Below are 21,057 nucleotides of genomic sequence, written 5' to 3'. Positions count from 1 at the left end.
GAGTGCCCGCGGCGACCAACGGCGTTGGCGGCCGTTCCCGGGAGGGGGCGGCCGCCATCGGTGTGACGGTGGGGCGGGGGCGTCAGTGGTTGGCGTGGTCCACGGGGACCGTGCGCGGCGCGCTGCTCTCCGTGCCGGGTTCCACGACGGTGAACTGGCCCATCATTCCCTGGTCCTCGTGGAACAGCACGTGGCAGTGGTACATGTACGGCTTGCGCGGATCGGTGAGGGTGTCGAAGCGGACGGCGAGCCGGATCGTGCCGAACTCCGGCAGGTAGACGGTGTCCTTGGGGCCCTGGACGTAGGCGGGGGCCTCGTGGCCGTTCACGTCGATGACGTTGAAGGTCGCGCCGTGCAGGTGGAAGGCGTGGATCCAGGTGTCGCCGCGGTCGATCTCCCAGATCTCGGTGGCGCCCGCCGGCACGACCTCGTCGACGCGGCTCATGTCCATGGTCTTGCCGTTGATCTGGAAGCCGACGAAATCGAACTTCCTGACCTTCGCGCCGTCGGGCACCGCGATGGGCTCGGGGGCCCCGTCCACGCGGGTGGGCAGCTCCGGGGAGCCGGCGAGCGTGGGCGCTGCCCGCAGTTCGAGGAGGTCGAAGGTGTCGTCGCCGCCCATGAAGCGGTCGGTGGGGAAGCCGAAGCCCAGCTCGGGCGGGAAGCTGCGCAGGACCGCCTTCTCGCCGGGCTTGAAGGACACGACGATCTCGGCCCGCTCACCGGGGCCCAGGCGCAGCCGGGTCATGGCCTGGGGCCGCTTGAGCAGCCCGTTGTCGACGGCGACCAGGTGGAAGTTGCGGTCGTCGGGGAAGCCGATCCGGTAGACGCGGGCGTTGGAGCCGTTGAGCAGCCGTAAGCGCACCCGGCCGGTGGTGACCGCGAAGTGCGGGTTGTAGGTGCCGTTGACGAGGATGGTGTCGCCGAGCACGCCGATGTTGTCGACGCCCGCGATCGTGGTCTGCAGGTGGGTCTCGGTGAAGTCGAGGGATCCGTCGTCGTGGAAGTTCTTGTCCTGGATCACCACGGGTATGTCGTCGACGCCGTAGGTGGAGGGCAGTCCCGCCCGGTCCGACGCGTCGTCGTCGAGGATGATCATCCCGGCCACGCCCCGGTACACGTGGCTGCCCGTGGAGCCGTGCGGGTGCGGGTGGTACCAGAGGGTCGAAGCGGGCTGGCGCACGGTCCACTCGGGGCGCCAGGTCCCGCCGGCGGGGATCATCTGGTGCGGTCCGCCGTCCATCGAGGCGGGCAGGTGCATGCCGTGCCAGTGCAGGGTGGTCGCCTCGGGCAGCCCGTTGCGCACGTCCATCGCCATGAGGTCGCCGCGGCGGGCGCGCAGGGTGGGGGCGAGGTACGTTCCGTTCGCGCCCCACGTGGCGGTCTTCTTGCCGGGGAGCAGCTCGGTGCTGCCGGGGGCGAGTTCGAGCCGGTAGGTGCGGCGGCCGCCGGCGGGCTCGGGGTGGAGCAGCTCGGGGATCCGCAGCGGGGCCGAGAAGTCGAGGTCTCCGACGTTGCTGCGCCGGTGGTCCTGGTAGACCCACAGGAAGTTGCCGCCGTAGCCGGCCCCCGCGACCAGGGCCGCGCCTCCCAGGGTGAGGAAGAGCCGGCGGCGGACGGGTCGATGGGAAGGCTTCATGGTGCATCCTCGCAATTTGCCACTCGGTCTTCCCATGGTTCCGCCCCGCCCCTCGGGCGCGGCTCGTGGGCCGCTGGAGCGGGGCGGTCACCCCTGGTACGGGACGGGGCCGGCGGGCTGTCCGCCGACGGCGGGTCACCGGCCCGCCGGTCACCGGCCGGTGGGCTCCAGCCGGAACACCACCTCGGTCACGTCCATCGCGCCGGTGCGCCGGTAGGGCTTGAGCTTCTGGCGGTGCAGGGTGTGGCGCGCGCTGACCTCGAAGTCGCGGAACTCCTTCTCGGTCCTCCAGTCGGTGAAGACGAAGTAGAGGCCGATCGCCTCGTTCGACTTCACCAGCGTCTGGCCGACGTTGGCGGGCTCGGCGGCGATGGCCTCGCCGATGGTCAGCCAGACCTTCTCGAAGTCGGCGGCCATCTCCGGGAAGATCTCCATGCGGAGGATCACCCGGATCGGGGCCGCCTCCCGCCCCGGGTCGACCGGGGTCCTACTGACGGCGGCGGTTGCGGCGGCGGTGGCGGTGGCGGTGGCGGTGGTCATGAGCTCCCCTTGTCCGCGGGCGGCTGGTCCAGCCGGAGAACCCGCTTGATCATGCTGCGCAGCACGTTCCGGGTGAAGATCGGGGCTTCGGCGCAGCGCCAGGCGACGACCCCGTCGGGGCGCACCAGTACGGCTCCCTGGGCGGTGACCCCGTACAGCTCGGGCCAGCGGTCGTCGAGGTCGTCCAGGTCGACGCCCATGCCGTACAGCGCGAGCGGTGTTCCCAGTTCCGCCGCCACCGAGCGGCCGGCTTCCCGCCAGGGCCGGTTGTCCGGACCGGTGAGCAGCACCATCGACCGGCCGAAGAGGTCCAGGACGGAGATCTCCGAGCCGCCGTAGCGCAGCCGCAGGTGGGGGGCGCGGCAGCCGGGGCGGCCGTCGTTCTCCGCGGCCCACACCCCGAACCCCGGCAGGGTGCCCTCGTCCCAGGGCATCACCGCGGCGGAGCGGTAGCGGGCGGCGCGCCAGACCAGCGGGTCCTCGGCCAGTTCGGGCGAGACCGGCTCGGGTGACTGCTTGATGAGGCGGGCGCGGTCGCGGGAGCGCAGGACGGCCTGTTCGACCGTGGCGGCGCAGACCGGGCGGCGCTCCTCGTCGTACGTCTCCAGCAGGCCGGGCTCGGCCCAGCCGTTGAGTACGGCCGCGATCTTCCAGGCCAGGTTGTGCCCGTCCAGTACACCGGTGCCGGCGTCGAAGCCGCCGCTGGGCGGCATGACGTGGGCGGAGTCGCCCACGAGGAAGACCCGGCCGTCGGAGAACCGGCCCGCGGTCCTGGCCTCTCCCGGCCAGGGGCTGACCTGGAGGATGTCCGGGTCGAGGTGGCGCACTCCGGTCGCGGCCCGGATCAGCTCCGTGCAGCGCTCGGGGGTGAAGGACTCCAGCAGTTCCTTCTCCGGGTCGTACTTGACGTGCAGCAGCCAGTCCTCGGCGTTGTCGAGCGGCATGAGGGAGCCGTGCAGGAGCGGGTTGACCGTGTAACACATGATGAACTTGCGGCCGCGGGTCCCCTCGCTCAGGTCGGCGCCGAAGCGGATCGTGACGAAGTGGCCCATGGTGTGGCCCTCGAAGGGGATGCCGAGCCGGCTGCGCACCTGGCCGCCGGTTCCGCCCGCGTCGATCAGGTAGCAGGCCTTGACCTGCCGCTGCTCGCCGGTCTCCTGGTCGCGTACGAGTGCGGTGACCTCGTCGACGCCCGGGCCGCCCTGGTCGAAGGAGACGAGCTCGCTGCGCGTGCCCACGAGGAGGCCGAGGTGCTCCGCGCGGTCACGCAGGACGGACTCCAGCTCCCGCTCGTCGGCCAGGCACCAGCTGGTCGGCGACAGGGTGCCCGGCTCGGCGTGCACGTCGAGGAGGTACTTCTCGTCGATCGTGGTGAGGTCCCACCCGGTGAGGGTGTCCGAGAGGGCGATGCCGTTGTTCTCCTCGAGCGCCTTCACGGACGGCAGCTGCCGGATCCTCTGCTCCAGGCCCAGGGAGCGCAGCAGCTCCATGGCCCGCGGGTGGACGCCGAGGATGCGCGGCGGCCGAAGGCGCTCGCGCAGCCCTTCCAGCAGGAGGCAGTCCACCCCCTGCTCGGCGAGGAACAGGGCCGTCGCCAACCCTGCCAGCCCTCCGCCGGCCACCAGTACATCCGTGTTGCGGAGCGCACTTCGGCCAGTACTGCGCACTGCCCTCACATCCTTCCGATTGCTAAGACTGGTGCTCCACCAGCACGGCGGCGTCCTTGTCCCCGTCGCCCGCCGCCACGATCGAGGCGAACTGCTCGCGTACGAGGTCCAGTACGGGCATCCGGGTGCCGTACTCGGCGGCCGCCTCCAGGGCGATGCGGATGTCCTTCTCCATCAGCTCCGACCGGAAGAAGGCCGGCTCGTAGCTGCGCTTGAGCATCAGGTCGGCGCGGAAGCGCATGACCATGGAGCTGAATCCGCTCTGCGACACGACTCCGATGAGCTGGTCGCGGTCGAGTCCCGCAGAGGTGCCGTAGGCGACGGCCTCGGCGAGCGAGGCGACCTGGGCTCCCAGCAGCAGGTTGAGGATCAGCTTCATGGCGGCCGCGTTGCCGGGGGCGCCGACGTGGGTGACCTCGCTGCCGATCGCCTCCAGGACCGGGCGGGCGTCGTAGAGGTCCGCCGGGTCGCCGGAGACGTACACGCGCAGCTGGCCCTTGCGGGCCTGGAGCGGATTGCCGACGACACAGGCCTCGACGCGGCGCAGGCCCTTGGCCGCGAGGCGTGCGGCGGCTTCGCGGGCGTAGGCCGGCGAGACGGTCGAGGTGTCGACGACGACGGTGCCGGGGGCCAGTACGGGCACCACCCGGCCGAACAGGATCTCCTCGACCGCCTTCTCGTCGCTGAGGCTCAGCATGACGATGTCGTGGCCGGCGGCGGCGCGCTCGGGGGCGTCGGCGAGCTTGGCCCCCGCCTCGACGAGTCCGGCCGCCTTGGCGGCGGTCCGGTTGTAGACGGTCAGGGCGTACCCGGACTCCACCAGGCGCCCGGCCATGCCGCCGCCCATGTTGCCCAGGCCGATGAAAGCCAACTGTCGGTTGGTCATGGGAAGTTCTCTTTCGTTTCCGGGCCGGCTGCCGGTTCGGGAGTCCGGGGGGAGCGGCATCGAGGGGGGACCCAGGGGGTGCCTGGCCGTCAGTACGCCGCGTCGACCTCGTAGAGGGCGAAGGGCGCGCTCGTGCGGGTGTCGCGGAACGGTCGCAGCGGGGCGGTGTCCTCGCGGTGCTCCGCCCCCTCCTCCCAGACCTGGAAGGCCGCCATGGACTCCCAGCGGCTGACCACGACGAGCGCGGTCGGGTCGCCGGGGGACCTCAGCAGCTCGTTGCCGAGCATGCCGGGGACCCCCGAGAGCCGCTTGCTGACCAGGTGGTAGGCGTCCCGAACGGCGGCCAGCTGCTCCTCGTCGTAGGCCGCCTGGTAGACCAGGACCCGCACCTCACCGGGCATCGGCCGCCGCCTTGCCCTCGATGGTGGTGAGCACCTCCATGACGTGGAAGGAGCCGCCCTTGCGGAAGGGGTGCAGCGTCGCGCGGTGTTCGAGGTGCGCGGGGCTCTCCTCGAACTCGCGGAAGCGCGGCTCGTCCGTCCAGTCACTGATGATCACGAAGATCGTCTTGTCGCCGGCCGTGCGGGCGTCCTCGCGGGCGAGGGACTGGCCGAGGTTCGCCGGGTGGCCGGTGACGGCCTCGGTCCCCTCGTGCCAGGCCTTCTCGAAGTCGGCTTCCTTGCCCGGCTCGATCTCCATGCGGAGCATCACGCGGAAGGCCATCAGGAGATACCTCCGTCGACACCGATCGTGTTGCCGGTGACGTAGCGGGACAGGTCGCTGGCGAGCCACAGGATGGCGCCGGCCACCTCGTCGGGGGTGCCGAGCCGGCCCAGCGCGGTCTTCGCGCCGTACCGCTCCGACATCAGCTTCTGCTGCTCGGGCGGCATCGCGAAGAAGTTCTCGGTCTCGATGACGCCGAGCGCGACCACGTTGAAGCGGATGCCCTGCGGGCCGAACTCCTTGGCCAGCGAGCGGTTCAGGCCCACGAGCGCGGCCTTCGTGGTGGTGTAGTGCGCGCGCAGCGGGATGCCGGCGTCGACGGCCCGGGAGCCGATCGAGACGACCGAGGAGCCCTCGCCCAGCAGCGGCAGCGCGTGCTGGATGACCAGGTGGGCGCCGGTGATGTTGGTGGCGAGGATCCGGTTCCACTCGTCGAGCGGGAGGTCCTTGTACGGGATGTGGCTGATCGCGCCGGCGTTGTTGACCAGGAGGTCGAGGCGGCCGCCGGTCAGCTCGCCGACCTGCTGGAGCAGGCCCGCGATCTCCTCGGGTACGGAGAGGTCGGCGCGCAGGACGTGGTGGTTGCCGCCGATCTCCTTCAGCTCGCTCTCCAGGGAGGTGACGAACTCGCTTTCGCGCTGGTAGCAGGTGATGACGTCGACACCGGCCTGGGCGAGCGCCAGTACGACGCCGCGACCGACACCGCGGGTGCCGCCGGTGACCAGGGCCTTTTTGCCCCGGAGTTCGAGGTCCATGGGTGTTCCTCCGTGAAGTTGCGTATCGAGGGAAAGCGGTGGCGGCCGGGCGGCCGCTCAGAGCAGGAAGCCGAGTGCCGTGCAGTTGACGACGAGCGCCGCGATGGTCAGCCAGCTGCGCCGGCGGTTCCACGCGCCCCACACCTTGCGGGGGTCGCGCTCGGCGAAGTCGCTCGGGAGGTTGTCCGGGTCGAGGGTGCGCATCCACCGGTTGACCGGGACGTTCTTGATGACGGAGATGGCGGCCGTGACCAGGGCGAGCACCGCGGCCACGGCGAACAGGGTGCGGGCCCCGGCCACCGGCGCGCCGATCGCGAGCACCACGTCACACGCGATCGTGCCCAGCAGGCAGATGGGCATCGCCGGGTCGTAGCGCGTCCCGAAGAACGCGTGCGCGTTGACGTAGCGGTCGGCGGGCAGCGAGGCCAGGTACGGGAAGCCGCCGAGCTGCGTGCCGAAGAGGACTCCAGCGGCCAGCCCGTTGACCAGCAGGACCAGCGGAGCGATGAAGGTCAGCACCGCCGGCTCCTCAGCGGACGAGGGTGCGGGCCCGCGCCTCGACCCGTTCCTTGATGAGTTCCATCTGGATCTTGGTGTTGCGGTTCAGGTGCTCCGTCATGGCGTCGTCCGTGGCCGGGGCCCCGGGCTTCATGTGGAAGTCCTGGATCCAGCGCATCCGCACGCCGCCGGCGGGCTCCTGCGTGTACTCCCACTTGATGTTCATGTACTCGAACGGACCGGTCTCCACGCGCTGGGCCGAGACCGTGCGGGCGACAGGGTCACCGGTGCGGCGCGAGACCCAGCTCCAGACGTTGCCGTCCTCGTCGGGGTGCATGGTGAGGCGGAAGACGACGGTGTCGCCGTCCCTCTCGGTCACCTCGGCGCTGGCGTACTCGCTGAACAGGTCCGGCCAGTTCGGGACGTCGTTGGTGATGTCCCAGACGACGTCCATGGGGGCGTCGATGACGATGTGGTTGTCGGTGTGTCCAGCCACGGTTCCGTGCTCCTCTACGGTGTCGGCTCGGTTCGTGTCTTCAGCCGTGTCGTCGGCCTGTGGGGGGGGGAGGTGCGGCGGGGTCAGCGACCGAGGACGAGAGCGGAGGTGAAACCTCCGTGACCACGGGCGAGGACCAGCGCGTGGCGCAGGGCCTGCTCCCGGGGGGCTCCGGTGACCAGGTCGATGTCGTAGCCGGGTGCGAGCGCGCGGATGTGGGGGGTGTGGGGGATCACGCCCTCGCGCAGCGACAGCAGGGCGGTGGCGACGTCGAGCGGCGCGCCTCCGCCGTACAGCCGGCCGGTGAGCGTCTTCGGCGCGGTGACCGGGACGCCCCGGGGACCGAAGATCTCGGTGATGGTCCGCGCCTCGTCGAGGTCGTCCGCGGGGACGCCCGCGGCATCGGCGAAGACGACGTCGATGTCGGCCGGGGTGAGGCCGGCGTCGGCGATGGCGGCCCGTGCCGTACGGCGCAGCGCGCGCGGCCGTTCGGACTCGGGCGCCGGGTCGAAGCCCGAGGCGTAGCCGAGGACGCGTCCGTAGTTGCTCGCGCCGCGCTCCTCGGCGGCCTCGGCACTCTCCAGGACGAGGATCGCGCCGCCCTCTCCGGGCAGGTAGCCGCTGGCGTCGGTATCGAACGGCACGTAGGCGCGCTCGGGGTCGGCGACCCTGGAGAGCTTGCCGTTGGTCAGCTGCGCGGTCAGGGCGTACGGGCACAGCGAGGCGTCCGTACCGCCGGTGACGACGAGCCGGGAGCCCTTGCGGGTGAGGCGGCGTGCCTGGCCGATGGCGTCGAGTCCGCCGGCCTGCTCGCCGGCGAGCACTCCGCACGGTCCGCGCATCTTGTGCTTGATGGACACCTGGCCGGTGGTCGCCGCGTAGAACCAGGCGATCGACTGGTAGGCGCCGACCCAGCTCGGGTCGTTCTGGTAGAGCGCGGTCATCTCCTTCTGGCCGAACTCCGTTCCGCCGGAGGACGAGGAGGTGACGACGGCCATCTCGTACTCGGGGATGGCGCCGAGGTCGGCGCCCGAGTCCTCGAGCGCCGCCTCGCTGGCGGCCAGTGCGAGATGGGTCCAGTGGTCGGTCTGCGAGATGAGCCGGTTCGGCTTGACGGACTCCTGGGCACTGAAGCCCGGTACCTGTCCGGCGTACTGGACGGGGTAGCTGGAGGGGTCGAACCGGCCTATGCGTCCGATCCCCGATTTGCCGGCGAGCACCGAGGTCCAGTGGGCCTCGACGCCGACGCCGGTGGGGGCGAAGATGCCGAGTCCGGTGATCACCGGGGGGCGGTGGTCGGAGGAGGGGGCCATCATCAGCTCCTTCCGGCCGCGGCCGCGGCGGAACCGGGGCGCGCGAGCAGCATGGCCGTCTGGAAGCCGCCGAAGCCGCTGCCGACGCTGAGGACGACGTCCATGGAGTGGTCGCGGGCCGTGATCGGGACGTAGTCCAGATCGCAGAGCGGGTCCTTGGTCGTCAGGTTGGCGGTCGGCGGGACGACCTGCCGGTCGAGCGCCAGGGCGCTGGCGGCCACCTCGATCGAACCGATGGCGCCCAGCGAGTGGCCGACCATGGACTTGATGGAGCTGACCGGGATGTCGTAGGCGTGGTTGCCCAGGCTCCGCTTGAACGCGGCCGTCTCGTGGCGGTCGTTCTGCAGGGTGCCGGAGCCGTGCGCGTTGATGTAGCCCACGGCGGTCGGGTCGATCTTGGCTTGGTCCAGGGCGACGCCGATGGCCTCGGCCATCTCGCGCCCGTCGGGCTTGAGACCGGTCATGTGGTACGCGTTGCTGCGCCCGGCGAAGCCGACGATCTCGGCGTAGATGCGGGCGCCGCGGGCGATGGCCGCCTCGCGCTCCTCGATGACCATGACCGCGGAGCCCTCGGCGAGGACGAAGCCGTCGCGCGTCCCGTCGAAGGGGCGCGAGGCGTGCGCCGGGTCGTCGTTGTTGGCCGTGGTCGCCTTGATCGCGTCGAAACAGGCCGAGGTGATCGGCGAGATCGGCGCGTCGGTGGCGCCGGCGATGGCGACGTCCGCGGAGCCCTCCTCGATGAGCTGGACGGCGTGCCCGATGGAGTCCAGGCCCGAGGTGCAGCCGGTGGAGACCAGCGCGACCGGGCCCTCGGCCCCGACCTCCCAGGCGACCTCGGCCGCCAGGGTGGAGGGGATCATGTAGCCGTACAGGTGCGGGACGCCGTACTCGTGGTCGACGAGCCACTTGCGGCCGCTGTCGGAGAGGGTGACGTACTCCTCCTCCAGGCCCATCGTGCAGCCGACGGCCGAGCCGATGGAGACGGTGAGCCGCTCGGGGGGCAGCGCCGACAGCTCGATCCCGCTGTCCGCCACCGCCTCCCGGGCGGAGACGACGGCGAACTGCGCGGCGCGGTCCATCCGGCGGATCTGGCGCGGGGTCAGTCCCGCGAGGGCCGGGTCGAAGTCGACCTCGGCCGCGACCTGCGAGCGGAACGCGCCCGCGTCGAACAGGGAGATCCGCCGCGTCGCGGTACGCCCTTCGGACAGCGTCCCCCAGAACGCCTCACGGCCCACCCCGCCCGGCACGACCGTGCCGATGCCGGTGATGACGGCCCGTCGGGTCACTTCGCACCGCCGACATCGGGGTTGGCCTGCTCGGGGCGCTGTGCGACCTCGGTGTCGACGTGTCCGTACTCGGGGCTCGGCGCGAGCGGCGAGAGGTGGAAGGCGCAGCGGGCGGTGGCGTCGCCCACGTTGACCAGGCGGTGGCGCACGCCGATGGGGACCAGCAGCGAGTCGCCGGCGCCGAGGGTGACCTTCTGGCCGTCCAGCGTCATCTCGAGGGTGCCGTCGATGACGTGCAGGAACTCCTCGGAGTACGGGTGGTAGTGCTCGGTGATCCAGTCGGCCGGGTCGAGGGTCATGACCCCGCCGAATCCGGAGGTGCAGCCGACGGTCTTGGGGCTGAGGGTGACACGGATGTCACCGCCGCGCTTGGTGTTGGCCTCGACCTCGTCCGAGGTCACCTTCACAGTGCGAGAAATGGCGGTGGTCACTTGATCCGCCCTCCGTCCTTGGTCCAGATGTAGAAGGGCTCGGCCATCGCGTCCTTGGGCTCTTTCCAGTCCGGGTCGTAGGGTTCTACGCACTGGGCGAGCTTGGTGTTGATGTCGTCGTAGAGCGGGTGGCTCCGAGCGCGGTAGAGGTTTGCGTTGATGTCCTCGTCGGCCTCCACCAGGTGGAAGTACAGGCCGTGGAACTTGAAGAGCGTGCGGCGGCTGACGCCGATCAGGTGCGGCAGGTCGGACTCGTCCGACTCGCCGAAGATCTTCGCGATGTCATCGGTCTTGTCCGGCCGCAGCTTGGCGACGATCAGAGTGCGATGCACGGTGGTCCCTCCCGAGAAGTCGGTGCCTGCGGGACGGAAGGTCTCACCGCGATCTGGAGGAAGGCTTGATACCGCCTCCAGAACGGCTGCAGCGGCCCGCGGCGAGCACGGCGCGAGCGGGCCGCGAGCGCCGGCGGTTCCCCTGCATGCGGACCGACCACCACAGCGGAGGACTTCGCATGCCGTTCGCAGCGATCACGTACGACGTCAAGCCGGGCTTCGAGGCCGAGCTCACCGAGATCTTCGGCAGCTTCAAGCGGGTCAAGGGCAACCGGGTCACGGACGCGTCGGGGGCGGAGGCCGGCACGCTGCTCGCCACCGCCGTCTTCCTGCGCGACGACACCCTGGTGCGGGTCATCGAGTACACGGGCGACCTGGACGCCGTCGCGCGCCACATGGCCGTGCAGCCGGGCGTGCGCGACTTCGAGGAATCGATCAAGCCCTACCTCAGCAAGCCGCGCGAGACCGACACCCCGGAGGGTTTCGTGGCGACCTTCAAGCGCAGCCTGCTGACCACGGTCGTGCAGTTCTCCAGCCGGGACCTGCCGGCCGGCGTCTGAGCCCCGCACGCACGTCCCGCGCCTCGGTCGCTCTCAGATCGCCGCGACTCCCACCGCGGTGAACACCAGCGCCACCAGCGACAGGGCGGTGCGCAGGTGGTGGTACTTGCGCCAGAGCGGGCGGGGATCCTCCCAGTCGGCGGGGATGACCGCGGGATCGGTGATGGCCTTCACCCGGCGGTTGATCGGCACGTTGCACAGATGGGACACCCCGGAGACGCCCAGCAGCAGCACCGCAGAGGCCGCGAAGAGCGGCCGCCCGGTACCGCTGACGGTCACCGCCAGCACCGCGTTGACCAGCGTGCTGCTCAGTACGATGACGGGCATCGTGGGGTCCCAGTTCCGGCCCAGCAGCTTGTGCGCGTACACGTAGGTGCCCGTCTCCATCGCGAAGAGCGCCGGGAGGACGCTCAGCGCGACGGCGAACAGGACTCCCGCGGTGACGCCGCTGCCGAGCAGGGCCACGACACCCAGGATCTCGTTCATGACGACGGGGCCCCCACGGGGTGGGTGTCCACGCTCAGCTGCTGGACGCTGCGCATGATGGCGTTCCTGAAGTACTCCGCGAACCCCTCCGGCGTGGTGGTGTCGCGCTGCTCCGCGAGGTACGGGGCCAGCTTGTCCTCGAGGATGTGGACGCCCTTCTGCGCGGCCATGTGCCTGCCGACGGCGGCGAAGTCCCCTTCGTAGTGGATGACGCGCACGATGGCGTCGTCCTTGACGAAGACGCCGGTGCCGAGGAGCCGGCCCGCCGAGTCCCCGTTCTCCTTCGCGAACTCGGGGGTGTCGACCCGCTCGAAGGCGGCGAAGATCTCGGCGATCTCGTCCTCGAAGCCGGGCTTCACCTTGTACGTGATGGCTGCGTAGGGCATCAGATTCCTCCGTCTACTTCGATCGTGGTGCCGGTGACGTACGCGGCGGTGTCCCCGGCGAGGTAGAGCACCGCCCCGGCGACGTCCTCGGGTGTGCCGAGCCGCCCCAGGGCGGTCAGCGCGGTCAGTTTGGCCGCCAGCTGTGGCGGCAGGCCGGCGCCCGGTTCGGTCTCGGTGACCCCGGGCGCGACCAGGTTGACCCTGATCCCGCGCGGGCCGAGCTCCTTGGCGAGCGCGCGGGTGAAACCGACCAGCGCCGCCTTGGAGGTGCTGTAGTGCACTCCCATCGGGCGGCCCCGCAGGGCCACCGAGGCGCCGATGTTCACCACCGAGGCGCCGGGGGCCAGGGAGTCGAGGACCGACTGGGTGACCAGGTAGGCGGAGGTGGCGTTGTGGTCCAGGACCCGGTGCCACTCCTCTTCGGAGAGCTTGCCGAAGGGCACGTGCCCGTCGACCCCGAGGTTGTTGACCAGGACGTCGACGCCTCCGAGCCGCTCGGTCGCGGCCCCGGCCAGCAGCCGTGCGCCCTCCCGGGTGGTCAGATCCGCCTGGACCAGCTCGAACTCGGCTCCCAAGGCCTCCAGTTCGGCGCCCAGGGCCTTGGCCTGCTCGCCGTCGCTGCGGTAGCTGGCGACGATCCGGGCACCGGCCCGGGCGAAGGCGAGAGCCGTCGCCCGGCCGATGCCGCGGGTGGCGCCGGTGATGACGACCCGGCGGCCGGCGAACGCCTCCGTCACCGGACGGCCCCGGCGCGGGGAGCGGTGGCGATCAGCGCGAGCAGCAGGCGGGGGGTCTCCGCCTCCGCCACCGCGTCGTCGTTCAGCACGATCCCGTACGTGCGGTTGATCACGCTGGTGACCTGGAGCAGGGCCAGGGAGTCGTAGCCGAATTCGAGGAACGGCGTGTCCAGGGCTTGGTCGCCCTCGAAGGCCATGCCCTCCTCCGGCGCTCCGACGCACTCGAGCAGCAGCTCACCGAGCTCGGAAAGGGTTATGTCGCTCACGATGCTTCCTCTCAGGAGAATCAGTTGGCCCTTGCCAGCAGCGGGATTCCCGAGACGCCGGACAGCGCCGGGGTTCCCTCCAGGTCGAGCTGTGGCGAGGAGTCGAGAACCGCGCGGTGCAGGAACTCGATGCTGGGTGAGGGGTCGAGCCCCAGAGTCTGGTTGAGAGAGGCGCGCAGCTGCCGGTAGACCATCAGTGCGTCGCTGCGCCGCCCGGCCCGGTAGAGCGCGAGCATCAGCTGCTCGTGCAGGGCCTCGTGCATGGGGTGCCGGGCCACGAGCCCGGACAGTTCGCCGATGAGCTCATGGTGGCGGCCGAGCCTCAGGTCTGCCTCGATTCGGCGGTGAAGCACGCTCATGCGCGACTCGTCGAGCCGGGTGGCCTCGACCTCGAGCAGCACACCGCACTGGACGTCGGCCAGCGCGCGGCCGTGCCACAGGGACAGGGCCTGGCCGAAGTACGCGGAGGATCCGACCCAGTCGCCCTGGTCCAGGGCGCGGTGGCCGGCCGAGGACAGGGCGTCGAACTCCTGGGCGTCGATGAGGCCGCCCTGGGTGTCCAGCCGGTATCCGCCCGGTTCCGTGACGAGGACGCTCTTGGCGCCGCGGGGCAGTCCGGCGCCGGCGGGCTCGTCGGCCAGCGCCGCGCCTATGAGGTGGCGGATCTGGAGGATGTACGTCTGCAGGGTGGTCTGCACGCTGCGCGGGGGGCTCTCGCCCCAGACCTCCTCCACGAGCGAGGCGACCGAGACGACCTGGTCGGCCTGGAGGGCGAGCAGCGCGAACACCTTGCGCGGCTTGACGGCCGTCAGGTGAAGGGGAACACCGGACTGGGTGGCTCGAAAGGGCCCGAGCACGCTGATGTCCATGCCTAGAACAACTCCTTGTGGTTGGGGTGTCCGCCTCGCCGCCGCGGCGGCTCAGCTCGCCACCGGCGGGAGCGGCGAAACCGGACCGGACACCGGTACGGCGTTCAGCGTTTCCCCGACGAGCCGGGGCAGTTCGGCTCCGCGTACGAAGAAGTGGGCCCCGGGCAGGGTCCACAGCCGGAACCCCGCCGTCGTGCAGTGCCGCCAGGCGGCGACCTCGGCCTCGGCGACCATCCGGTCGTCGGCACCGGCGAAGGCCGTCAGGGGGCAGGGCAGCGGGAGGACCGGTGCGGACCGCAGACTGCGGGCGAGGCGCAGGTCGGACCGCAGGGTGTCCAAGGTCATGGCGAGCCAGCCGGGCCGTGCGAGCAGTTCGCGCGGCAGGCTGTCCTCGTCCCCGAGCGCCTTGAGGAGTTCCTCGTCCGGGGCGTCCGGGAGCAGGGCCCGGGCGCCGTCGAGCACGCCGGACGGCAGCTGGGGTGCGGGGCTGGCACCGGCCATCACCATCAGGGGCGGACGGCGCCCGGTGCGCACCAGGTGTTCCGCGAAGCGGTAGGCGACCATCGCTCCGAGGCTGTGGCCGTAGAAGGCGTACGGTGCGGGGCCGTCGAGGAGGTCCCCGAGGTCTTCGGTCAGTTCCCGGACCAGCTGGTCCCCGTCGGTGATCCGCGGTTCCCGCAGCCGCGATTCGCGGCCGGGCAGCCGTACGGGCAGGACGCTGACGCCCGGTCCGACGGAGCGCCGCCACCCGGCGAAGGTCATGGCGCCGGCGCCCGCGTGGTGGAAGCAGAACAGCCGGATTCCGGCCGGACCGGCCGGCGGACGTACCGCGAGATATCGATGCATCCGTGACTCCCCTTCCCCTCGATGACCGCTTGGTCGGCTGCGGGATCAGAGGGTCACCGCCCCACCTCGCCCGTGGCTCAATTCCAACTGGAGCGGGGGTCGTCGAGCACCGGCAGCAGGGGTAGCACGCCGCTGGATCCGTCCCTGGCGTCGAAGCCGGGATCGTAGAGCGCGGCACTGACCGTGTAGGACTCCACGGTCTGCCAGCTGTGGAAGGACCACTCCCATCCGGTGCCCGGCGTGCCGTCGGGCCGGAGCATCTGCACGCCCTGGTCCCTGGGTCCGAATCCGAACTCGGTGAACCGGAAGCGCAGTCCCTGGCCGATGGCCTTGCTGTACGCCTCCTTGAGCGTCCACAGCCGCACCAGTTCGCGGTTGCGCTGGTCTTCCGGGACCTGCTCCAGCGCTTCGAGCTCGTACGGGGTGCACACCTGGCGTTCGGTGCCGAGTCCGAGCATGCGGCGGTCCTCGGACTCGGTGTCCACGCCGATCCGGCCGTACCGGCTCAGGCCCACCACCAGCAGCCCCTCGGTATGGCTGAGGCTGATGTCCAGCTGGTCGATGCCGCGCAGGTGCGGGCGTCCGCCGATCTTGTAGGCCAGTTCGAGTTCGCTGGGCAGGGCGCCGAGCACCGCGCCGGCGGCGGACTTCAGCAGCAGTCGCGACGCGACGAACCGGGAGCGGTTCTGTGCGTGGGTCATCTGCTGCATCCGCCGGTGGTCGGGGCCGAGGTCGGCGGCGAGGGCCGGCGAGGCGAGGTCCGCCGGCAGCCAGTCGTCGACGGCCGCGTACACCACGCAGGTGCCGCGACGGGCCATCTCCCGGCGTACCGGATCCCAGGAGTGCGCCGGACCGCGGTGGCGCATCGGGCTCATGACCGAGGCTTCCGGTTCGCCCATCACGACACCGGGAGCCCTGCGAGGCGCTCCACGCGTTCGGCCAGCCGGCCGAAGGTCGCGGCGCCGGACAGTACGTCGGACAGGGGCAGCTCCCGCAGGGCGGGGTAGCGCGCTTCCAGTCGGCACTTGAGCTCGATCACCATCACCGAGTCAAGGCCCAGGTCGTCCTGGAGGTGGAGGTCGAGGACGGCCGGCCGCGGGGACGGCGGCCGGCCCAGGACCCGTTGGATGTCGTCCCACACCGCTGTGACCACTGCGGGATTGCTCATGTCGTCTCTCCGGAAGGTCGGGAGCGGGGCTGCTCAGCCGATGGCGGTCGAGTAGAGGTCGTAGCTGCGGGCGTCGTCGAAGCGGTGCAGCAGCTCGGCGAGCAGGTGCTCCTCGCCGAGCGGGAGGATCTTGGCCGCGGACTTGTCCAGCCGGCCCGCGATCCGGGTCACCGCCATCGCCGCCCAGGCGGGGTCGGCGAGGAAGCCGGAGCCGTCCTGCTGGTGGCGCCACACCCCCAGGCAGGCGGCGCCCGCGACGATCAGCGCGTACCGGTCGGCCATGGCGTACGCGCGCGGGCTCACGGGGTGTCCCCTGGGCTGTCCGGCCAGCTCCGCGCAGGAGGCCAGGAGCACGCGCAGCTGGTCGGTGAGCACGGCGGTCGACTCCGCGAGGGCCGCGCCGAGCTCGCCGCCCGCGTCGGCCGCGTACCGTGCGGAGCGCAGGAGCGAGGCGAGCAGCGAGTCGCCGGGGGCGGGGGGCAGGGGGCCCTCGTGCCGGTAGTCGGGCAGGTCCGCGTCGAACGGCCTGAAGAGCCGGGCGGGCGCCTCGTCGTCCGCGGACACGGCCACCTCCCCGAGCCGCAGCAGGTGGGCGACGATGACCGCCCGGCTGGAGGCGGTGCCCGCGCTGCCGAGGCCGATCATCGGCAGGTCGCGGGCCGTCTTCTGGAAGGTGCCGTAACTGCCGCTCCTGGCGTAGGACTCGGCTCCGAGCACGATGGAGAGGTCGTACACGGCCTCGTTGAGCACGGTCGGCAGCAGGTACTTGGCGACCGCGCCCAGCAGTCGGCTCTCGGCGGGCAACAGGTGCACCGAGCGGGTGGTGACGAGCGAGACGCAGTCGCTGACGAGCAGGTCGGTGAAGGCGTCCACGAGGGCGGTTCGCGTACGGGCGGTGTGCAGCGAGGCGCGGCTTCGGGAGCGGTGTGCGCGCGCGAAGGCCGTCGTCGTGCGCAGCGCGGTGTCCGCGCATCCCAGGGCCATGGACAGGCCGGTGCTGCGGGTCAGGGGGAAGGCCCGCTCGGCGAGCTGCGCGCCCGCGCCGGGCGCGCCGAGCAGCAGTTCGCGGTCCAGGCGGTGCCCGTCGAACTCCAGCCCTTGGACCACGCAGCCCCGGATGCCGACGGTCCTGCGGCGGGGCAGCAGGCCCAGGTTCGCGCCGCCGGGGCTGTCGGGGCCCGGCATGAGGAAGGCGCTGAGTCCGCCCCGGGCGGCGCCCGGGGTGTGGGCGAAGAGTACGAGCGACTGCGCCGACGCCGCGCTGTTGAGGGCCTCCTTGCGGCCGGACAGCAGGAATCCCCCGCCGTCCGGCCGCACGGTGAGCTGGTTGGCCAGGAAATCGTTGCCCTGCGGCGGCTCGGGGTACGCGCAGGCCATCCGGCCGCCGCCCAGCAGCAGTTCCGCCGTGTCGCGGCGCTGGTCCTGCGTCCCGTCGGCCCAGACGACCACGGAGGCCATGTACGACGTCAGCCCGTACCCCAGGCCGAGGGCCGCGTCGCGCCGGAACACGGCGCGCAGCACCCGGGACAGCGCGTCCAGCCGGTCGAGCCTGCCCCCGAGTTCCCGCGGTACGAACTCCGCGTTGAGTCCGAACCGGTCGAGCAGCCGTTCCGCGGCCGGCAGCAGCCGGCCGCGGTCGTCGGCGGCGAGGAACTGCTCGGCGCCCAGGGGGTTGCCGGGGTCTTCGATGTCCCCGAATTCGTGCTCGAGCCGCGCGATGCGTTCCTGGACGGCGGCCTCCGAGGAGTCCGCCCTGTTCGTCACCGTCGTCATGACTCTCTCCGTCCTCAACATGCGGCCCACAGGACTCTGCTTAACCGGCCCGGCTCAAGAGGCCCTCAAGGTCTCCAGGTCAGGGTGGATCCCGTCACCGCCACCGACCGGCGCCGGCTCCTGCCAGGGGGGTGGGGGAAGCGCCCCGCCCCGGATGTACTGGAGGCGGTACTGGTCGGCCGGGAGCCAGAGGGATCCGTAGGCCACCAGTGCGTTCCACACCGGCAGCAGCAGCCGCCGGACCACGATGTGGACGAAGGGGGGAGCGGGCGCTCTCGAAGCGGACATCGTCGCGTCCTTCCTCTTTTTTGAAGGGAGGGACCACGGTCGTCCGCGCGCCTCGGCGGGTCCTCAAGCAATCCTCGTGCGCACCCGCGCTCGAGCGGTACTCAAGCGGCCCGTGCTGACATGCACAGAGGTTCCGCACGTGGGGAACAGGAGGGGGTCCGGCCGATGTCCCAGGCAGAGCGCGGCCGACAGGTGACGCTCGTCGAGCGGCTGACCACGACCGGGGATCCCTCGTCTTTCGAACGTGCGCTCGTCGCCTACGCGCGCCACCGGGAGTCCGCCAAGGGATTCGAGGAACTCGTGACGGCCGCCTGTGCCGACCGCCCCGGCAGCTACCTCCACCTGGACCGGTGGAGTTCGCTGGACCGGCTGCTGCAGGTCGGTCACGAGGCCGGGGAATCGCTGAGCCGGCTGCGCGGCCTCGGCTCGGGAACGGACACCTCCTCGGAACTGATGGTCACCGTCGGCCGGATGACCGTCCGGAGCAAGGTCTCCGACGCCTCCCACATCGTGCTGGTCCACGCCCTCCTCGACGGCGATCCGAAGCGGTTCGAACTCGACTTCGGCGCCCTGGTCGGTCAGTGCGTGTCGGACAGCGGTTTCGGCGGGAGCGATCTGCTGCGCTCGGCCACCGATCCCCGTACGTACACGGGGCTGCTGTGGTGGCTGGATGCCGAGGCCTGCGCGCGCGTGCGGCGCGGCGTCGGCTATCCGGACCGGCTGGCGAAGCTGGGGGCGTCGGCGCAGATCCGGGAAGAGACGGCGCGGCTCCTGCCGATGGCGTGAGAGCGGGATCGACGCCCGCGCCCCGCACCTCGCGCACCCCGGCTCGAGCGGAAGTCGCCCGGCACTCGTTCCACACTCCCCCGGAGCTCCTGTAGGACTCCGTCCGCGCTCTCCCGGCGCTCATGCGGGCCTCCCCCGGGACGGGCGCCGCCGTACGAGCGCCGTGCGAGCGGGCCGGAGCAGCATCGGAGCATGGATGAGCCGACCGATGCGCAGCCTCGTTTCACCGTCCTTCGCGGGCAGCCCGACGCCGAGGAACTCGCGGCCCTGACGGCTGTTCTGTGCGCCTGCCTGCGGGCACCGGCGCCGGACGCGGACGGTGCGCGGGAGGACGCGGCGGCAGCCGCGCCCTGGGGCGGCCGGCGCCGCCACCGGCCGCGGGTCGGCTGGACGAGCCACACCTGACCTCGGACCCCACCGGGCGACCGGAGATACGGCCAGCGGGTCCCGGCGACGGTCGAGCGTCCTCAGCGAGGGTCGAGTGACCTTCGAGAGGGCGCACCTACGTTCCTGCTCCGGGCGGGAGCGCGGCACCGACGGCAAGAGTGTGCCCGCTGTGCCCACAAGACATTGCCAGGGGGACCCGGAAATGACCGACGACTACCGCAGTTTCACCGAACTGATGCTCGAAAGAGCCGGGCAGGCACCCGAGCGCGAGGCGCTCGTCCTGCCGCCGGACAGCGACGAGACCGGCCGTGCCGTATCGGTGTCCTACCGCTCGCTCGACGCCTCCGCGCGCGGGCTCGCCGGCTGGCTCCAGGAGCGCGGCGCCGCCGGTGAGCGGGTGATGCTGCTGCATGCCTCCCGCCACCAGTTCGCCGTGTCCTTCCTCGCCTGCCTGTACGCGGGCGCGATCGCCGTCCCCGTCCCGCCGACCGGTGGCCGCAGCCACCACGAGGAGCGGGTCGCCGGCATCCTGAAGGAGTCGGCTCCCTGTGCCGTCCTGACCGATGCCGCCCTCGCCCCCGGGATCTCCCGGATGCTGGCCGACGGGGGGCAGGGCCAGATCCCCTGCCTGGCCGCCGACGCCGTGCCGCGGCACGCCGAGTGGCAGCTTCCGGAGCTGGATCGCGACAGCGTGGCCTACCTCCAGTACACCTCCGGTTCCACCGGCAACCCGCGCGGCGTCGTCGTCACGCACGGCAATCTGCTCGCCAACCAGGAGGCGCTGGCACGGATGCTCGGCACCGGGCCGGGCGCCCGGGTCGGCGGCTGGCTGCCGCTCCACCACGACATGGGCCTCGTCGGCCAGTTGCTGCACCCGCTGTGGCTGGGCGGCACCTCGGTGATGATCACGCCCGAGGCCTTCGTCAAACGCCCCGTCCGCTGGCTGGAGGTCATCAGCCGGTACGGGATCGAAGTCAGCGGCGCGCCGGACTTCGCGTACGGCCTGTGCGCGCGGCGGGTCACCGACGAGCAGCTGGAGGGCGTCGACCTGTCCGGCTGGCGGATCGCCGTCTCGGGCGGGGAGCCCGTGAGCGCCGAGACCCGCCGGGCCTTCCTCGGCCGGTTCGCCTCCGCGGGGATGCGGCCCGGGGCGATGCGGGCCGCCTACGGCCTGGCCGAGGCGACCTTGCTCGTGGCGGGCGGACCCGCCGACGGCGAGCCCGTCACGGTGGACGCCGAGGGGCTGGAGCAGCGCCGGATGCGCGCTCCGCGCCCCGGCAAGCCCGTGCGCACGCTGACGTCCAGCGGTACGCCCGACAGCGCGACCGAGGTCCTGATCGTGGACCCGGACACGCTGGAGGTGCTCCCCGAGGGCCGGATCGGCGAGATATGGGTGTCGGGGCCGGGCGTCGCACAGGGCTACTGGCGCGACCGGGCGGCCACCGCCGAACGCTTCGACGTCTGCGCGGACGGCCTGCCCGGCCGGCTGCGGACGGGGGACTTCGGGGTCCTGCACGAGGGGAACCTCCACGTCACCGGTCGGCTGCGGGACATGATCGTGGTCGCCGGCCGCAACCTTTACCCCCAGGACCTCGAGCACACCGTGCAGCGGATCAGTGCCCTGTTCGGCACCGGCACGGCCTTCGCCGTACCCGGTGAGCGCGAACGGATCGTGCTGGTACAGGAGTTGCGCACGAACAAGCGCTACGCGCTCGACCTGGAAGCGATCGCCAAAGGCGTCCAGAACTGCCTCGCCGAAGAGTTCGACGTATCGGTGAGCGGGGTCCTGCTGGTACGGCCCGGCACGGTGCGGCGCACCACCAGCGGAAAGGTGGAGCGGACGGCGATGCGCCAGCTGTTCCTCAGCGGCCGGCTCCGGCCGCTGTACCAGCACCTCGACAACGAACTGACCGTACCGGCCGAGCCGTCGCGCTAGCGG

27 protein-coding genes are annotated in these 21,057 nt (G+C 71.6%); 4 read left to right on the top strand and 23 right to left on the bottom strand.

Going from position 1 to position 21,057, the window contains the following annotated elements; all coding sequences use genetic code 11:
- Positions 1-82: 82 nt before the first annotated feature.
- From ACFWBY_RS33055 to ACFWBY_RS32995, 13 genes are all read right to left on the bottom strand, one after another.
- Positions 83-1,639 carry a multicopper oxidase family protein gene (locus tag ACFWBY_RS33055; protein ID WP_385341759.1) on the bottom strand — a complete coding sequence of 519 codons (1,557 nt, stop codon included), beginning with the start codon at positions 1,637-1,639 and terminating at the stop codon, positions 83-85.
- Positions 1,640-1,789: 150 nt separating this feature from the next.
- Entirely contained in the window at positions 1,790-2,179 is a 390-nt protein-coding gene (locus ACFWBY_RS33050) for an antibiotic biosynthesis monooxygenase family protein (RefSeq protein WP_385341761.1), read from the bottom strand.
- On the bottom strand, positions 2,176-3,846 hold the full coding sequence (locus ACFWBY_RS33045; protein WP_385341764.1) for an FAD-dependent monooxygenase: 1,671 nt from the start codon (positions 3,844-3,846) through the stop codon (positions 2,176-2,178). The genes ACFWBY_RS33050 and ACFWBY_RS33045 overlap by 4 nt, the downstream gene beginning before the upstream one ends.
- A 22-nt stretch (positions 3,847-3,868) precedes the next feature.
- Positions 3,869-4,732: an NAD(P)-dependent oxidoreductase gene (locus tag ACFWBY_RS33040; protein WP_385341767.1), complete on the bottom strand. Its 864-nt coding sequence runs from the start codon at positions 4,730-4,732 to the stop codon at positions 3,869-3,871.
- 89 nt (positions 4,733-4,821) lie between these two features.
- The gene (locus ACFWBY_RS33035; protein ID WP_385341770.1) at positions 4,822-5,133 is read right to left on the bottom strand and encodes an antibiotic biosynthesis monooxygenase family protein; all 312 of its coding nucleotides are present in this window, start codon (positions 5,131-5,133) and stop codon (positions 4,822-4,824) included.
- On the bottom strand, positions 5,123-5,455 hold the full coding sequence (locus ACFWBY_RS33030) for an antibiotic biosynthesis monooxygenase family protein (RefSeq protein WP_385341773.1): 333 nt from the start codon (positions 5,453-5,455) through the stop codon (positions 5,123-5,125). The genes ACFWBY_RS33035 and ACFWBY_RS33030 overlap by 11 nt, the downstream gene beginning before the upstream one ends.
- Positions 5,455-6,210 (bottom strand): SDR family NAD(P)-dependent oxidoreductase, encoded by a 756-nt coding sequence (locus ACFWBY_RS33025; protein ID WP_385341776.1) that lies wholly within the window; start codon positions 6,208-6,210, stop codon positions 5,455-5,457. Before ACFWBY_RS33025 ends, ACFWBY_RS33030 begins: the two co-directional genes overlap by 1 nt.
- Before the next feature lie 57 nt (positions 6,211-6,267).
- On the bottom strand, positions 6,268-6,729 hold the full coding sequence (locus ACFWBY_RS33020) for an anthrone oxygenase family protein (RefSeq protein ID WP_214948885.1): 462 nt from the start codon (positions 6,727-6,729) through the stop codon (positions 6,268-6,270).
- Positions 6,730-6,739: 10 nt separating this feature from the next.
- On the bottom strand, positions 6,740-7,204 hold the full coding sequence (locus ACFWBY_RS33015; RefSeq protein WP_385341779.1) for an SRPBCC family protein: 465 nt from the start codon (positions 7,202-7,204) through the stop codon (positions 6,740-6,742).
- A gap of 83 nt (positions 7,205-7,287) precedes the next feature.
- Positions 7,288-8,520 (bottom strand): ketosynthase chain-length factor, encoded by a 1,233-nt coding sequence (locus tag ACFWBY_RS33010; protein WP_385341782.1) that lies wholly within the window; start codon positions 8,518-8,520, stop codon positions 7,288-7,290.
- Positions 8,520-9,803, bottom strand: a complete 1,284-nt coding sequence (locus ACFWBY_RS33005; RefSeq protein WP_385341785.1) for a beta-ketoacyl-[acyl-carrier-protein] synthase family protein — start codon at positions 9,801-9,803, stop codon at positions 8,520-8,522. Before ACFWBY_RS33005 ends, ACFWBY_RS33010 begins: the two co-directional genes overlap by 1 nt.
- On the bottom strand, positions 9,800-10,234 hold the full coding sequence (locus ACFWBY_RS33000) for a cupin domain-containing protein (protein ID WP_214948890.1): 435 nt from the start codon (positions 10,232-10,234) through the stop codon (positions 9,800-9,802). Before ACFWBY_RS33000 ends, ACFWBY_RS33005 begins: the two co-directional genes overlap by 4 nt.
- Positions 10,231-10,566, bottom strand: a complete 336-nt coding sequence (locus ACFWBY_RS32995) for a TcmI family type II polyketide cyclase (RefSeq protein ID WP_214948891.1) — start codon at positions 10,564-10,566, stop codon at positions 10,231-10,233. Before ACFWBY_RS32995 ends, ACFWBY_RS33000 begins: the two co-directional genes overlap by 4 nt.
- Before the next feature lie 179 nt (positions 10,567-10,745).
- On the opposite strand from ACFWBY_RS32995, the gene ACFWBY_RS32990 reads away from it, so the two are divergent.
- Entirely contained in the window at positions 10,746-11,126 is a 381-nt protein-coding gene (locus ACFWBY_RS32990) for a SchA/CurD-like domain-containing protein (RefSeq protein ID WP_214948892.1), read from the top strand.
- Between the two features lie 33 nt (positions 11,127-11,159).
- Here the strand turns inward: ACFWBY_RS32990 and ACFWBY_RS32985 are convergent, their stop codons facing one another.
- The 10 genes from ACFWBY_RS32985 to ACFWBY_RS32940 form a co-directional block, all read right to left on the bottom strand.
- Positions 11,160-11,612, bottom strand: a complete 453-nt coding sequence (locus ACFWBY_RS32985; RefSeq protein WP_385341788.1) for a DUF1772 domain-containing protein — start codon at positions 11,610-11,612, stop codon at positions 11,160-11,162.
- Entirely contained in the window at positions 11,609-11,998 is a 390-nt protein-coding gene (locus ACFWBY_RS32980) for a SchA/CurD-like domain-containing protein (RefSeq protein WP_385341789.1), read from the bottom strand. Before ACFWBY_RS32980 ends, ACFWBY_RS32985 begins: the two co-directional genes overlap by 4 nt.
- Positions 11,998-12,735: an SDR family NAD(P)-dependent oxidoreductase gene (locus tag ACFWBY_RS32975; RefSeq protein WP_385341791.1), complete on the bottom strand. Its 738-nt coding sequence runs from the start codon at positions 12,733-12,735 to the stop codon at positions 11,998-12,000. The genes ACFWBY_RS32980 and ACFWBY_RS32975 overlap by 1 nt, the downstream gene beginning before the upstream one ends.
- Positions 12,732-13,001 (bottom strand): acyl carrier protein, encoded by a 270-nt coding sequence (locus ACFWBY_RS32970; RefSeq protein WP_385341793.1) that lies wholly within the window; start codon positions 12,999-13,001, stop codon positions 12,732-12,734. The genes ACFWBY_RS32975 and ACFWBY_RS32970 overlap by 4 nt, the downstream gene beginning before the upstream one ends.
- Before the next feature lie 20 nt (positions 13,002-13,021).
- Positions 13,022-13,870 carry a BTAD domain-containing putative transcriptional regulator gene (locus ACFWBY_RS32965; protein ID WP_385341795.1) on the bottom strand — a complete coding sequence of 283 codons (849 nt, stop codon included), beginning with the start codon at positions 13,868-13,870 and terminating at the stop codon, positions 13,022-13,024.
- A 51-nt stretch (positions 13,871-13,921) separates the two neighbouring features.
- On the bottom strand, positions 13,922-14,716 hold the full coding sequence (locus tag ACFWBY_RS32960) for a thioesterase II family protein (RefSeq protein WP_385341797.1): 795 nt from the start codon (positions 14,714-14,716) through the stop codon (positions 13,922-13,924).
- A gap of 77 nt (positions 14,717-14,793) precedes the next feature.
- On the bottom strand, positions 14,794-15,615 hold the full coding sequence (locus ACFWBY_RS32955) for a 4'-phosphopantetheinyl transferase family protein (RefSeq protein ID WP_385341799.1): 822 nt from the start codon (positions 15,613-15,615) through the stop codon (positions 14,794-14,796).
- On the bottom strand, positions 15,615-15,884 hold the full coding sequence (locus ACFWBY_RS32950; RefSeq protein ID WP_385341800.1) for an acyl carrier protein: 270 nt from the start codon (positions 15,882-15,884) through the stop codon (positions 15,615-15,617). Before ACFWBY_RS32950 ends, ACFWBY_RS32955 begins: the two co-directional genes overlap by 1 nt.
- Positions 15,885-15,917: 33 nt before the next feature.
- Positions 15,918-17,657, bottom strand: coding sequence for an acyl-CoA dehydrogenase (locus tag ACFWBY_RS32945; protein WP_385341801.1), 1,740 nt, complete (start codon positions 17,655-17,657; stop codon positions 15,918-15,920).
- 54 nt (positions 17,658-17,711) lie between these two features.
- Positions 17,712-17,945, bottom strand: coding sequence for a hypothetical protein (locus tag ACFWBY_RS32940; RefSeq protein WP_385341803.1), 234 nt, complete (start codon positions 17,943-17,945; stop codon positions 17,712-17,714).
- A 165-nt stretch (positions 17,946-18,110) separates the two neighbouring features.
- Between ACFWBY_RS32940 and ACFWBY_RS32935 the strand changes: the two genes are divergently transcribed.
- From ACFWBY_RS32935 to ACFWBY_RS32925, 3 genes are all read left to right on the top strand, one after another.
- Positions 18,111-18,731, top strand: a complete 621-nt coding sequence (locus tag ACFWBY_RS32935; RefSeq protein WP_385341805.1) for a hypothetical protein — start codon at positions 18,111-18,113, stop codon at positions 18,729-18,731.
- A 192-nt stretch (positions 18,732-18,923) separates the two neighbouring features.
- Entirely contained in the window at positions 18,924-19,136 is a 213-nt protein-coding gene (locus ACFWBY_RS32930; protein WP_385341807.1) for an acyl-CoA carboxylase subunit epsilon, read from the top strand.
- Positions 19,137-19,320: 184 nt separating this feature from the next.
- Entirely contained in the window at positions 19,321-21,054 is a 1,734-nt protein-coding gene (locus tag ACFWBY_RS32925) for a fatty acyl-AMP ligase (RefSeq protein ID WP_385341808.1), read from the top strand.
- The last annotated feature ends 3 nt before the right edge of the window (positions 21,055-21,057 follow it).

Source organism: Streptomyces sp. NPDC060049 (assembly GCF_042736715.1).
In the GTDB taxonomy this organism is placed as follows: domain Bacteria; phylum Actinomycetota; class Actinomycetes; order Streptomycetales; family Streptomycetaceae; genus Streptomyces.
This window is presented reverse-complemented; position numbering and strand designations above follow the sequence as displayed.

What these genes read in the sequence shown, in the direction of transcription:
- ACFWBY_RS33025 (WP_385341776.1), bottom strand. Translation starts at nt 6,210, where the DNA reads ATGGACCTCGAACTCCGGGGCAAAAAGGCCCTGGTCACCGGCGGCACC.
- ACFWBY_RS32955 (WP_385341799.1), bottom strand. Translation starts at nt 15,615, where the DNA reads ATGGGCGAACCGGAAGCCTCGGTCATGAGCCCGATGCGCCACCGCGGT.
- ACFWBY_RS33035 (WP_385341770.1), bottom strand. Translation starts at nt 5,133, where the DNA reads ATGCCCGGTGAGGTGCGGGTCCTGGTCTACCAGGCGGCCTACGACGAG.
- ACFWBY_RS32950 (WP_385341800.1), bottom strand. Translation starts at nt 15,884, where the DNA reads ATGAGCAATCCCGCAGTGGTCACAGCGGTGTGGGACGACATCCAACGG.
- ACFWBY_RS32935 (WP_385341805.1), top strand. Translation starts at nt 18,111, where the DNA reads ATGTCCCAGGCAGAGCGCGGCCGACAGGTGACGCTCGTCGAGCGGCTG.
- ACFWBY_RS32945 (WP_385341801.1), bottom strand. Translation starts at nt 17,657, where the DNA reads ATGACGACGGTGACGAACAGGGCGGACTCCTCGGAGGCCGCCGTCCAG.
- ACFWBY_RS32925 (WP_385341808.1), top strand. Translation starts at nt 19,321, where the DNA reads ATGACCGACGACTACCGCAGTTTCACCGAACTGATGCTCGAAAGAGCC.
- ACFWBY_RS32985 (WP_385341788.1), bottom strand. Translation starts at nt 11,612, where the DNA reads ATGAACGAGATCCTGGGTGTCGTGGCCCTGCTCGGCAGCGGCGTCACC.
- ACFWBY_RS33050 (WP_385341761.1), bottom strand. Translation starts at nt 2,179, where the DNA reads ATGACCACCGCCACCGCCACCGCCACCGCCGCCGCAACCGCCGCCGTC.
- ACFWBY_RS32930 (WP_385341807.1), top strand. Translation starts at nt 18,924, where the DNA reads ATGGATGAGCCGACCGATGCGCAGCCTCGTTTCACCGTCCTTCGCGGG.
- ACFWBY_RS32960 (WP_385341797.1), bottom strand. Translation starts at nt 14,716, where the DNA reads ATGCATCGATATCTCGCGGTACGTCCGCCGGCCGGTCCGGCCGGAATC.
- ACFWBY_RS32965 (WP_385341795.1), bottom strand. Translation starts at nt 13,870, where the DNA reads ATGGACATCAGCGTGCTCGGGCCCTTTCGAGCCACCCAGTCCGGTGTT.
- ACFWBY_RS33030 (WP_385341773.1), bottom strand. Translation starts at nt 5,455, where the DNA reads ATGGCCTTCCGCGTGATGCTCCGCATGGAGATCGAGCCGGGCAAGGAA.
- ACFWBY_RS33055 (WP_385341759.1), bottom strand. Translation starts at nt 1,639, where the DNA reads ATGAAGCCTTCCCATCGACCCGTCCGCCGCCGGCTCTTCCTCACCCTG.
- ACFWBY_RS33040 (WP_385341767.1), bottom strand. Translation starts at nt 4,732, where the DNA reads ATGACCAACCGACAGTTGGCTTTCATCGGCCTGGGCAACATGGGCGGC.
- ACFWBY_RS32990 (WP_214948892.1), top strand. Translation starts at nt 10,746, where the DNA reads ATGCCGTTCGCAGCGATCACGTACGACGTCAAGCCGGGCTTCGAGGCC.
- ACFWBY_RS33010 (WP_385341782.1), bottom strand. Translation starts at nt 8,520, where the DNA reads ATGATGGCCCCCTCCTCCGACCACCGCCCCCCGGTGATCACCGGACTC.
- ACFWBY_RS32940 (WP_385341803.1), bottom strand. Translation starts at nt 17,945, where the DNA reads ATGTCCGCTTCGAGAGCGCCCGCTCCCCCCTTCGTCCACATCGTGGTC.
- ACFWBY_RS32980 (WP_385341789.1), bottom strand. Translation starts at nt 11,998, where the DNA reads ATGCCCTACGCAGCCATCACGTACAAGGTGAAGCCCGGCTTCGAGGAC.